This window comes from Marinobacter sp. (assembly GCF_048266785.1).
GTDB lineage: Bacteria > Pseudomonadota > Gammaproteobacteria > Pseudomonadales > Oleiphilaceae > Marinobacter.
Genome location: NZ_JBLWYX010000001.1, coordinates 701,921 through 714,046, shown reverse-complemented (window position 1 = coordinate 714,046; position 12,126 = coordinate 701,921). Strand labels below are relative to the sequence as shown.

The following is a 12,126-nucleotide window of genomic DNA, read 5'->3' as shown; positions in this document are numbered from 1 at the left end:
GAAAACAGTATGTGGCAACACGTCAGTATCTTCCTTGATATTTCTGTGCCGGGAAATGCGACAAAGATACAGGATAGCCTCACTCTTTAGTACTGACAGTGCCAGAGTAATATTCGCTCGCTAACGGGAGACCGCGTTAAAAAGAGCCCGGAAAGACCGGTACTCTTCAAGTACCACGCCACTGCCTTTGGCGACCAGTTTAATTCGTTCTCCGGGTAAACACTGAGCCAGTCGCGAGGCCGACAAAGGTGAAAGGGAGCCAAGCCGGGGATAGCCACCAATGGTCTGGCGATCATTCAACAAAACGATCGGCTGGCCATCGGGCGGCACCTGCACGCCACCGAGGTTAATGCCTTCTGAAACAAGAGTGCTGATCTTGCAATTGAGCCTGGGGCCGATAAGGCGAACGCCCATGCGGTCAGCACGGTCATCAACCTGCCACCAGGTGTTGAACGCGTCGAACAAACTGCGGCCCGTGAAGTGCGCAATTTGTGCGCCCGGCAGGAGGTCCAGCACCGCCGGCTGGCTGAAATCCGGTATGGCTTCCCGAGGTGCCTGTGTCAGGCCTTCGCCAGCCTGCAGCTCAGCGGTGTGAACAGACAACTGATCCCCCGTTGCCAGCTTGATACCCATGCCGCAGAAACCGCCCAGTTCTTCCCGGGTTACGCAGGCAACACTGCCCAACACAGGCTCTGCTACAAACCCGCCACAAACGGCGAGATACGCCCTGAGCCCACTCGCCGGCTTGGCAAAAGCCAGGGTCTCCCCTTCCTTCCAGGTTATCCGTTGCCACTGCGGAACCGGCTTTTGCTCCAGAGTCGCGCCCAGGTCTGCACCGGTAATGGCTATTTCCAGATCTCTGCCGGCAACCAGCTGCAGGCCGCCAAAGGTAATCTCCAGATTGGCCGTACCCCAGGGGTTGCCGGTAAGGAGATTGGCCCAGGCCCAGGAATACAGATCCGCCGGACCACCCTGAGTAACGCCCAGATGGCGAACGCCAAATCGGCCGCTGTCTTGCAGTAAAGCAAGAGGCCCGGCACGCGATACTCTGATACAAGGCTCCGCTTTTGTTTGTTGCCTCATGCCAACGGCTCCATGGGCGTGGTATCCCCGCCCTCACGTTCAAATTCTTCTCGGCTCACGGGCACGAAACGCACCTGATCACCCACCCGCAAAAGGCTGAAGCCCGTGCGCTCGCGGTCAAACAGCCTCGCGTTGGTGCGCCCCAGCAGGTTCCAACCGCCGGGCGTTGCCGTTGGGTATGCGGCTGTCTGGCGACCCGCCATGGCCACGCTCCCGGGGGGCACACGCCGGCGGGGTGTATCAAGCCTGCCACACTCAAGGCGGGGATCGGTTAACCCCATAAACGCAAAGCCGGGGGCAAATCCCAGGGCAAACACACGATATACCTGCTGGCTGTGAGCGTCGATCACCTCATTAACCGACAACCCGGCGTGCTTGGCCACCCGCGACAGCTCCGGGCCTACGCTGGGGTCGTACCAGGTTTGGAGCTCGTGTATCTCTCCCGCATGAGCGCTGTCTTCCGGTTCCAGATCAACGAGTATCCGGCTAATCAGCACGCGGGCCTGGGATGGCGATACCATCAACGGATCAAAAACCACCAGAAGCGTGGTATAGGAAGGCACCAGATCAATCAGCGCATCACCAAACGCCTGCTCACACCGGCGCGATAGCGCGGATAACCAGGGCAGATTGTGCTCGTCGATATCCTCGAACAGCCTCACGATCCAGCTATCCAACCCTGCGGACTCGAGCCTCGGATTACGCAGTGTCGGCTTATGGCTCACGGCTGTAGTGCCTTTTCCATCGCTTGCGCGATTCCAAGCACGGAACCATCCGAGCCATTACGGCCTACCAGCATCAGCCCGCTTGGCAAATCGCCGGGGCGATGGTTGGGCAGCGTGATCGCGCACAGATCCAATAGGTTCGCCACGGTTGGGTTGCGCAGAATCAACAGGTTCAGGCGCGCATAATCCTCGTCGCTCTCAAGCTCCGTCAGCAGTGGCGGCTCAACCGGAACGGTTGGTGCAAGAAGCCCGTCATAGGAGGCAAGCCACTCGTCCGCCTGTTTTTTTCGTTCCGCCCTGAGGCGCAGCAATTCGAGATAATCCGCTGCACTGATACCTGCGCCTCTCTCCATGCGCGTGCGTACTCGGGGGTCATATTCATCGCCGTGCTGCTGCAGCCACTTGCGGTGAATGTGGTAACTTTCTGCCGCGGTGAACCCGCCTCCCTCCAGCAGTTCCGGCAGTGCGTCCAGCACGGGTGCTGGCGCTTCCACAATATAGGCCCCGCAATCCCGCAGCGCGCGAAGGCTGCGTGAAAACGCCTCAGCAACACCCGGAGACACGCCACCCATCATGTAATTGGTCGGCACCACAAAGCGACGCCCGCGCAGATCAACCGGCGCACCTGGTTGCCAGCGATGACCCGCAAGCACAGCATCAATACGCGCGCAGCACTCAACGCTGCGGGCGATCGGGCCTATGGAATCGAGACTGTCGGATAATGGGAAGGAACCCTCGCGGGGGATTCGTTGTTGGGAAGGTTTGAACCCGACCAGGCCGCAGAAGGCCGCAGGAATACGCACCGAACCCCCGGTATCACTTCCAATAGCAGCAACCGCCATTCCGTGAGCCACTGCGGAAGCAGCACCGGATGAGGACCCGCCGGATATCCGCCCCGGCGCCAGCGGGTTCGCCGGCGTGCCATAGTATGGATTGAGCCCGAGCCCGGAGTAGGCAAACTCAGTCATGTTGGTGTGCCCGGTAATAACGGCACCCGCCCGGCGCAGGCGGGAAACAATCAGCGCATCACGCTGTGCCGGCTGTTTCCACCACCTGGAGCCCGAGTGAGTCACCTCACCTGCCACATCAAACAGAACCTTGAGCGCCATCGGCAGCCCGGCAAGCTCACCCAAAGGAACGCGACCCTTCTGGAGCGCGTCAATCGCGGCCGCCTCGGCTCTTGCTGTGCGGTCAAAGCGAGCCGTATAAACCTGATTGGCGGGATCATCGTACCGATCAATGTTGTCCAGACAAGCTTCGAGCAACTGGCTCGCATGCCACTTGTTCTGATGTATCCCGTCAAGCAGCGACGCTAAGGTCGCCTCTGACAGATCCACAGGCGCCAGACCAGACTGTTGCTTCATTTCACCACCGATAACGTCTTTATGTGATAAAAATGCTCGAGTTTCCGGTCCGTTACCGGGTCCTCAAGAACCATTCGGAAAGCTTCGGAGGGGCGCACGCCACCAATGACCGGCAGAGTGCCACACAGCATGGCCTGGCCAGGCGCAAGCTTCGGCTCATCCAGGCCAAACCGCTGCAACAGGTCCTTCGGGTGCAACAGGCCTGTTACACCACCCTGCTGGTAAAGCTCCTCTTTACCCCCGAACGTAGCATAAGAGGAGATTTTCAGTTCATCCCAATGATCAATAACACTTTCCAGAGTCCACAACTGTTGGCCCACAGGCTTGGCACACACCTGCTTGGAATGCGCCACAGACCAGGCCTCGGCTTCCCGGTCCGTATGATCCGATCCGATGCCCACAAACGTACCCTGCTCGGTGCCAATCAGAACAACTTCTACTTCTCCGCTGGATTCACCACCCAACACCTGCACGGTTTCAGCCGTCGTCAGTTGATCCGCCGATACGCGGTAGAACAAAGGTGTGCTTGAAGGCGGCGTAACACCAATCGCCTTCAACTCTTCAATGTGCTCATCAATTCCCGCCTGCTCACGGCCTGCCCATCCGGCAATAATGAGCTCCTCGACATCAATCTCTAGGGCGTTGTTGGTACCTGCCAAATAAAACGTTGTCATGAAAGAATCCTGTTGTTGCTATTTAGGGATGACTAATTAATCAGTTCAGTATGCCGGGCAAATACAACGCCAGAGCCGGGAACAGCACGAGCAGCACGACCATGACCATCATGAATCCGACATAAGGCATGGCTCCGATCATCACATCGTTGAACGAGCCACCTTTACGAACGCTCTGCACCACGTACAGATTCAACCCTACGGGCGGAGTGATAAGAGCCATTTCGATCAGAAGAATCAGCAGTATGCCGAACCAGATCGGATCAAAACCCAGTGCAACAATGATGGGTGCAACAATCGGAATGGTGATTACCATCAGCGACAGTGTTTCGATGAAAAAGCCCAGAACGATGTACAAGCCAATGATGAGCAGGAGCGTCATATACGGCCCGAGGCCGGCCGCCTCCAGAAACGAGCTCAGTTCACGGGTAATGCCCGTCGAGGCCAGCACAAAGTTGAGAAAATACGAGGCGATGATGATGAGCACGATCATACCGGTTGTGCGCATAGTGCCCTCGAGGGCTTCCATAACAACACTCTTGCTCAGCTTGCCCATGACAAGCGCAATCAGAAGCGCGCCAATGACGCCCAGAGAGGCCGCTTCCGTGGGCGTTGCCCAGCCGGCGTAAATCGAGCCGACCACAACACCAAACAGCGCCAACACCGGCACCAGGCTGGTCAACCCTGAAAAACGCTCGCTCCAGGAGTGGTGAGTGCTAGGCCCGCCAAGCGATGGCCGCCAGAGGCAGATCAGTGCCGTGCCCAGCACAAACAGGAACGCCAACAGCAAGCCCGGCACCAGCCCGGCTGCAAACAACTTTGGTATGGAGGTTTCAGTAAGAAAGCCATAAACGATCAGGTTGATCGACGGCGGAATCATGATTCCCAGTGTGCCGCCGGCGGCAATCGAGCCGGTAAACAGCTTCGGATCGTAGTTCATTGCCTTGCCCTGGGGAATGGCAACGGTACCGATGGTGGCGGCCGTCGCAACACTGGAGCCGGAAGTTGCGGAAAACAGCGTGGCGGTAGCGATATTGGCGTGAAGCAGCCCACCGGGCAGCCAGGAAAGCCAGCTTTCCAGCGCTCGATAAGTGCTCTTGGCAATCCCGGTTCGAACCAGAATTTCGCCCAGCAATATAAACAGTGGAATGGCGATCAGCAGAAAACTGTCTGACGCCGACCACAATACATCACCCATCGCGTTAATCAGCGGGAAGGGTGAAAAAAACTCGTCAAGAAACAGCGCCAACACAATCAGTGTGGCTGCGACCGGAACGCTGATGATAAGCAGCACCAGTAAAACAATCAGCGAAATAAGGATCATTGGGCAGCCTCTCTGTTCTCGTCGGCAATTTGCTCATCAAGCGTTGGGCTGCCTGCAATTCTTTGCACATCTTCAATGTTGCCGCTCAATAAACCGAACAGCACGCGAAGGGATAGCAAGACGACCGCAATACTGAACCAGACAAGGCCAATCAGCCAAAGCAGCTGCGGTATCCAGATGGGCGTACCAAGAGGGGTGTTTGCTCGGGAACCGCCCGAATAGGAATGATGGGCCACCTCAAACGCGGCTCCCACAATCAGCACACAGAACAGCGCAAGGGACAGCATGGCAATCAGATCAAGCACGCTGCGCACACTGGTCGGCAGTGTCAGGTACAAAGCGTCGATACGGATGTGCGCTTTGCGCATAAGGGTGTAGGCAAACGCCCAACTTGAGCTGATGGCCATAATGTAACCGGTCAGCTCGGTGGCATGAACACTCGATCGACCAAAAATCTGGCGCGAAAGCACCTCTGTTGTGACCAGGCCGACGGTCAACAAAATAAGAAGTCCCGCCGCCCGGGCCATCCACAATGATCCGATATCCACTCCGACAAGCAGTCGGTCCAGCCCGCTATTGATCTGTTGTAACATAGGTTTCTCCAGGGCGAGCGGGGGCTGTCCGAGACAGCCCCCGCTCTTTTAACTGACCAACGTATTACTTGGCCGCTTTAAGACCCGTTACCTTGCCGATGGTCTCGTTCCAGCGGTCCACCCACTTCTGATCAACACGGTCAGCCCAGTTGGGCAGCAATGTTGCCTGCAGATGACGGGACACTTCTGTGAAGTCAGCGTCGGTTGCCTCAACCAGGACCATATCTCCAGATTCACCGCGCGCGCATTCACCGTTGCCGGTCAGGCAGGCGATACCTTCCCGGGTTTCCTCAACGGCGGACTCCCACACGGGATTCTCATAGTTAACCTGAATTTCGTTCTGCAGCCACTTCTGGGTATCTGCAGACAGTGAAGCCCACTTCTTGCCATTCATTGCCGTGAGCACGTAATCCCAACCGCCCACCGGCAGCGGATAGAGGTGCGTAGACACCTCCTGCCAACCAGAGCTGTAGCCTGAGAGCGATCCGGTGACCGCGCAGTCAATAACACCGCGCTGCAAGGCACCTGGTACCTCACTGAAATTCAGTGTTATGCCTTCAGCACCCAGGGCTTGCACGAACTCGGCCGTGGTGCGCCCGCTGGCGCGAATCTTTTTGCCTTTCAGGTCCGAGAGCCCTTTGATTTCTGTGTTGCAGAACACCACTTGAGAGGGGTAAGGCGCTATGGCAAGCAGTTTCGCGTTATCGAAACGCGCGACAAACGCATCGGCGAGCACGGGCCGATACGCGTCTGCTATCTTCCGTGCTGTCTCCACGTCTGGAGCCATCATTGGCATATCCAGGCCTTCAAGCTCAGGGGCATCTTCCACTGCGTAATCCGCCACCGTGGAGGTTACATCAATGACATTGCGCGCCATCAAACGGTATACCTCGCCTCCGCCAAGACCCATCTGATCAAAGGTGGTCACCTCGGTTTTGATCTGCCCGTCAGACGCTTCAGGTACGTGCTCCTGCCAGAAGGGCTTTTCAAAGTTCTTGTACAGGGACAGGCTGCTCCAGCTCCCGACATAGGAAATACTGGTGTTATCCAGCTCCTGAGCCGATGCCTGTGCTGTGGCAGCAAGCATTACTGCAGTCACTGCGGATGCGAGATATTTTCTTGTCGTCATTGCCTTCTTCCTCTTCATATTTATTTTGGTATTACAGCGGTTGCAGGACAGCCTTAAAGCAAAGCCACCTGACTTTCAGGAATGTCCGTAACCAACATATGGCCCGGCGTGTGTGTAATCGCAAATTTGATCCCCGAATCCATGAGAACCTGCTGCGGTGTAACCCCACAGGCCCAGAAGACCGGTATTTCATCACCTGCTACAGAAACCGCATCTCCGTAATCAGGTGAGCCAAGATTCTCTATTCCGATCAATGAAGGATCGCCAAGGTGCACCGGGGCGCCGTGGGTCTGGGGAAAACGCGTGGTAATCTGAACGGCGCGAATGGCCGCTGCGGCACGGAAGGGGCGCATGGATACCACCATGTTCCCGCTGAATCCTCCCGCTGGGCGCAGGGAAATCGAGGTCTTGTACATGGGCACATTGCGCCCTTCCTCAATGTGGCGCACCGGCACACCGTTCTGCAGCAGGGCATGTTCAAAGCTGAACGAACAGCCAATGGCAAAGGTCACCAGATCATCGCGCCACACATCTGAAACATCGTTCAGCGTGCCGTCGAATTGGCCATTGCGGTAGATACGGTAAGAAGGTACATCCCGGGCAATATCCAGATCCTCACCCAGCACATCGCATTGCCTTGCGCCCGGTTCGCTGACTGCCAGCACCGGGCAGGGCTTCGGGTTTGCCTGGCAGAAGCGCAGAAAGCCATTGGCTTGCTCTTCCGGCAATATGACCAGATTGACCTGAACAAAACCGTTTGCCATGCCGGCCGTCGAGCCAAGCAGCGAGCCATTGCGGGCTGCCAGCCTGACATCTTGGGGCGTGATAAAGCGCTGAGGGTTATCCAACGAAGCCATGATCCTGCCTTATTTTGCTTTTTCTTAAGGCTAGCGAGAGACACTGATAAGTACAAATCGAATTTTAGAATCAACTTTGATAGATAAATTTGATCAAACAGACATAATGTCGATTTTAGAAGGGTTTGGACGCGGCAATTTTGAGGGAAAGGTCTACTACAGCCCGTACAACATTTGCTCCCGGTGCCGCGCAATACGCAACATTGAAAACCAGATCGGGAATACTGGCCTCCACCGAAAACTCACGGAGCTGCCCCGTTGCGAGTTCCGTTTTGATGATCTCCTTTGGCAAGGCACTCACCCCGATACCATCCACAGCCATGCGGATAATCGTGGATAACGAAGAGCTGGAATGAATCTGGGTGGAGTTGCTCATTTTGTTGATCAATGAGCGGATATTAACGTGAGGCTCGCTCATTCTCGGATAGGTAATAATCGGGATTTTTGCCAGCTCGGAGAGGCTTATGGGCTCAGGAGGTAGCGCCAGTTTGGGGCTGACAACCCATATCAACGGGTAGCTGTAAAAAGGCATATTGAAAAAGCCCTCCTGCTTCACTTCACCGATAAGGAATGCTATATCAACCTCTCGTTTCAGCAGCTTTTCTGAAAGATTGACCGAGATATCAACATCCAGCTCCAGGTTTATCGCCGGGTAGGTGTCACTGATGCTTTCTATCAACTCCGGCAGCCAGGTGTAAGCAACAGTTTCTGCAACACCCAGGCGTATAGTGCCCTGAATAGCATCCGGGCTGGCAACGCTTTCAAGTAATTCAGCATGGAGCTGGAGAATTTTTTCGGCGTAGGACAGCACCTGCCGACCTTCAGCGGTGAGAACGGCATTCCGGCCGGACCGGTCAAAGAGCTCTATACCGAGCTCATCTTCCAGGCCGGAGATTCGGGCAGAAATCGTCGGTTGTGATGCGTAGAGTTTTTTTGCTGCCGCTCGAAAACTGCCGAGTTTGGCAATCCAGAAAAAGGTTTCCAGCGATTTGATTTTCATAGCGAAATATCGCTCTGCAACTGGCGCTATTCAACCGTTACGCTTTTCGCCAGATTTCTGGGCTGGTCCACATCCGTGCCTTTGAGCACAGCAACATGGTAAGACAGAAGCTGCAACGGAACGGTATAGACAATCGGAGCCGTGATTTCGTGTACTTCCGGAAGCTGCAGCACGTGGATGTTTTCTTCCGGTTTTATATCCGCTGCGCGATCCGCAAATACGAACAGCTCACCGCCGCGGGCGCGGACTTCTTCCAGGTTCGATTTCAGCTTTTCGGCCATGCGGTTATTCGGTGCAACCGTGATCACGGGCATTTCGCTGTCAACCAACGCCAGCGGGCCATGCTTCAGTTCGCCGGCCGGATAGGCTTCAGCGTGAATGTAAGAAATTTCTTTCAGCTTCAGTGCACCTTCCATCGCTACCGGGAACTGAGAGCCGCGGCCCAGAAACAGGGCATGGTTTTTGTCCATAAACCGCTTGGACATCTCTGCGATCTCACCGTCCAGCGCCAATACATCGCTGACCTGACCGGGCACCCGATGCAGCGCTTTAACTATTTCCGCTTCCCGCTCTTCGCTGAGGCCGTTTTTACGAGCCAGTGCCAAGGTGAAAATCAGCAGGGCTACCAGCTGGGTGGTGAACGCTTTCGTGGAGGCAACGCCGATTTCCGGCCCGGCCTGAGTCATGATAACCAGATCCGATTCACGAACCAGAGAGCTGCCCGGAACGTTGCAAATCGCCAGCGCGGCACGGAAACCCGCTTTCTTCGCCTGCCGCAGTGCAGCCAGAGTATCGGCTGTTTCACCGGACTGGGAAATGCACAGGAACAGCGTGTCTTTCTGGATCACATGCTTGCGATAGCGGAACTCGGAAGCCACCTCCACTGAGCAGGGCACGCCTGCCAGATCCTCAATCCAGTAGCGGGCAACCATTCCGGCGTGATAACTGGTGCCACAGGCAATGATCTGCACGTGCCGGATATCTTTCAACAGATCCCCAGCCGCAGTACCAAGAGCTTGCTCCAATACCCGTGACTCTGTCACGCGGCCTTCCATGGTGGCCTTGATAACTCTTGGCTGCTCATTGATTTCTTTGAGCATGAAGTGCCGGTACTCGCCTTTGTCTACTGAGTCCGCACTGTGCTCAAAACGGCTGATGGCACGCTCAACCAGCGTACCCTCACGATCATGAATCTCAATGCTGTCGCGGCGGATATCTGCAAGATCGCCCTCTTCCAGAAACATGAAGCGGTCGGTCACGGGCAGCAGTGCAAGCTGGTCCGAAGCGATAAAGTTCTCACCGATACCCACGCCCACGACCAGAGGGCTGCCTTCCCGGCAAACCACCATGTGATCCGGTTCATCGGCATGCACCACGGCGAGCGCATAGGCACCGCGCAGGCGGGTGATGGAGCTCTTCACGGCATCGTAAAGCTTGCCCAGCTCGCGGAAGTTCTTTTCAATCAGGTGCACAACCACTTCGGTATCGGTCTGGGAGGTAAACTCAAAGCCGTCGGCCCTCAGTTCTTCCCGCAGCTCCTGATAGTTCTCGATGATTCCGTTATGAACAATGGCCAGGCGATCGCCGGACATGTGCGGGTGGGCGTTGAGCTGTGACGGCTCTCCGTGGGTTGCCCAGCGGGTATGGGCAATGCCCAGATAGCCTGAAAGCGGATTGGTTTCGATAGCAGCCGCCAGCGACGCTACCTTGCCGACTTCCCGAGCGCGCTGAACAACGCTTTTGCCGTCCAGAACTGCCATACCGGCAGAATCGTATCCCCGGTATTCGAGGCGGCGCAGGCCTTCAAGAAGAATGCCCTGAACGTCACGTTCCGAAACCGCACCTACAATGCCACACATGCTGCTTCCACCTGTTCATATAATGGATTAATCAGATTTTTTTGGCCGTTCCCAGCCCTCGATATTGCGTTGGCGTGCACGGGCCACCGCTAATTCATTATCTTCGACGTTCCGGGTAATGGTAGATCCCGCCCCAACGGTCACTCCGGCACCGATGCGGACCGGCGCTACCAGCGAGGTATTGGAACCCACAAAAACCCCATCGCCAATCACCGTCCGGAATTTATTTACCCCATCATAGTTACAGGTAATGGTTCCTGCACCTACATTCACGTTACGGCCCAGAGAGGTGTCACCCACATAGCTCAGATGATTGATCTTGCTGCCTTCTCCCACCACGGTTTTTTTGGTTTCGACAAAGTTGCCTATCTTGGTATTCGCGGCCAGTTCCGTGCCTGGGCGTATCCGGGCAAAAGGGCCGATTTGGGCATTGGCGCCAATTACGGCGCCCTCGATTACGCTGTGGGCGTTGATCTGCGCGCCATCTGCTATCACTGCATCCCGGATAACGCAGCCCGGGCCAACAGACACATTGTTGCCAAGACTTACCTTGCCTTCGAAGACCACATTCACATCAATCAGAATGTCATTGCCGATGGTCAGCTCGCCGCGTACATCGATACGGGCCGGATCCGCCAGGGTGGCACCCTCTGTCATCAGGCGTTCGGCTTCGCGTTTCTGGAACCACCGTTCAAGTTCCGCCAGTTGCAGGCGGTTGTTGACACCCTGAACCTCAAATGAGTCTTCCGGCTGGGATACCGAAATCCCCAGATTATGTTCGACCGCCATGGCAATAATATCAGTGAGGTAGTATTCGCCCTGAGCATTGGCGTTGGAAAGCGCCGGCAGCCAAGCCTTCAGGTGCTTCGCCGCTACGGCAAGAATGCCCGTGTTCACTTCGCAGATCGCCAGTTGCTCTGCACTGGCGTCTTTCTGTTCGACAATGGACGTTACCTTGCCATCGGAATTGCGCACAATCCGACCGTAGCCCTGCGGGTTATCAAGGGTGACGGTCAGCAGACCGAGGGCATTGTCATCCAGGGCCTCCACCATGGCGTTCAGGGTATCTGTGCGAGTCAAAGGCACATCACCGTATAGAACCAGAACGCGGGCGTCATCGGGAAGGTGAGGCAACGCCTGAGCGACAGCATGGCCGGTGCCCAGTTGCTGCTCCTGCACCACCCAGTTCACCAGACTCTCGGTGATTGTCTCACGAACCTTGTCGCCGCCGTGGCCGATAACCGTATGAATTTTTTCAGCACCCAGCTGCCTGGCGGTTCCGATAACATGATGCAGCATCGGTCGGCCAGCCACGCAATGCAGAACTTTCGGCAGGGCGGATTTCATTCTTGACCCCTGACCGGCGGCCAGAATCACAACGTGTAACGGGCTCATGGCTACGTCAGGCTCCCGGACAATTAGCAGTAGAAAGGATTCGATAAAAAAAGCCGCAGCCTTTGCAGCCGGAAGAACAGACGCCTGGCGTCAGTCTTCCCACTGTTCAGGATGCGGCTTCGG

11 protein-coding genes are annotated in these 12,126 nt (G+C 56.1%); all 11 read right to left on the bottom strand.

Annotated features, from left to right (window positions below; genetic code table 11):
• Nucleotides 1–120: 120 nt before the first annotated feature.
• On the bottom strand, nucleotides 121–1,083 hold the full coding sequence (locus ACN0V1_RS03310) for a biotin-dependent carboxyltransferase family protein (protein WP_417543604.1): 963 nt from the start codon (nucleotides 1,081–1,083) through the stop codon (nucleotides 121–123).
• A complete protein-coding gene (locus ACN0V1_RS03305) occupies nucleotides 1,080–1,808 on the bottom strand; it encodes a 5-oxoprolinase subunit B family protein (protein WP_417543603.1) in 729 nt (242 codons plus the stop codon). The genes ACN0V1_RS03310 and ACN0V1_RS03305 overlap by 4 nt, the downstream gene beginning before the upstream one ends.
• Nucleotides 1,805–3,172, bottom strand: a complete 1,368-nt coding sequence (locus ACN0V1_RS03300) for an amidase (protein WP_417543602.1) — start codon at nucleotides 3,170–3,172, stop codon at nucleotides 1,805–1,807. The genes ACN0V1_RS03305 and ACN0V1_RS03300 overlap by 4 nt, the downstream gene beginning before the upstream one ends.
• Nucleotides 3,169–3,846 carry a DUF2848 domain-containing protein gene (locus ACN0V1_RS03295; RefSeq protein ID WP_417543601.1) on the bottom strand — a complete coding sequence of 226 codons (678 nt, stop codon included), beginning with the start codon at nucleotides 3,844–3,846 and terminating at the stop codon, nucleotides 3,169–3,171. Before ACN0V1_RS03295 ends, ACN0V1_RS03300 begins: the two co-directional genes overlap by 4 nt.
• Nucleotides 3,847–3,886: 40 nt before the next feature.
• Complete coding sequence (locus tag ACN0V1_RS03290; protein WP_417543600.1) at nucleotides 3,887–5,170, bottom strand: TRAP transporter large permease; 1,284 nt, start codon at nucleotides 5,168–5,170, stop codon at nucleotides 3,887–3,889.
• A complete protein-coding gene (locus tag ACN0V1_RS03285) occupies nucleotides 5,167–5,763 on the bottom strand; it encodes a TRAP transporter small permease subunit (protein ID WP_417543599.1) in 597 nt (198 codons plus the stop codon). The genes ACN0V1_RS03290 and ACN0V1_RS03285 overlap by 4 nt, the downstream gene beginning before the upstream one ends.
• 64 nt (nucleotides 5,764–5,827) lie before the next feature.
• Nucleotides 5,828–6,892 carry a TRAP transporter substrate-binding protein gene (locus tag ACN0V1_RS03280; protein WP_417543598.1) on the bottom strand — a complete coding sequence of 355 codons (1,065 nt, stop codon included), beginning with the start codon at nucleotides 6,890–6,892 and terminating at the stop codon, nucleotides 5,828–5,830.
• Nucleotides 6,893–6,945: 53 nt separating this feature from the next.
• Nucleotides 6,946–7,749, bottom strand: coding sequence for a putative hydro-lyase (locus ACN0V1_RS03275; RefSeq protein WP_417543597.1), 804 nt, complete (start codon nucleotides 7,747–7,749; stop codon nucleotides 6,946–6,948).
• A 115-nt stretch (nucleotides 7,750–7,864) separates the two neighbouring features.
• Nucleotides 7,865–8,749 (bottom strand): LysR family transcriptional regulator, encoded by an 885-nt coding sequence (locus ACN0V1_RS03270; RefSeq protein ID WP_417543596.1) that lies wholly within the window; start codon nucleotides 8,747–8,749, stop codon nucleotides 7,865–7,867.
• Nucleotides 8,750–8,775: 26 nt separating this feature from the next.
• Nucleotides 8,776–10,608: a glutamine--fructose-6-phosphate transaminase (isomerizing) gene (gene glmS, locus ACN0V1_RS03265; protein ID WP_417543595.1), complete on the bottom strand. Its 1,833-nt coding sequence runs from the start codon at nucleotides 10,606–10,608 to the stop codon at nucleotides 8,776–8,778.
• Between the two features lie 27 nt (nucleotides 10,609–10,635).
• The gene (gene glmU / locus ACN0V1_RS03260; RefSeq protein WP_417543594.1) at nucleotides 10,636–12,003 is read right to left on the bottom strand and encodes a bifunctional UDP-N-acetylglucosamine diphosphorylase/glucosamine-1-phosphate N-acetyltransferase GlmU; all 1,368 of its coding nucleotides are present in this window, start codon (nucleotides 12,001–12,003) and stop codon (nucleotides 10,636–10,638) included.
• Nucleotides 12,004–12,126 lie beyond the last annotated feature (123 nt).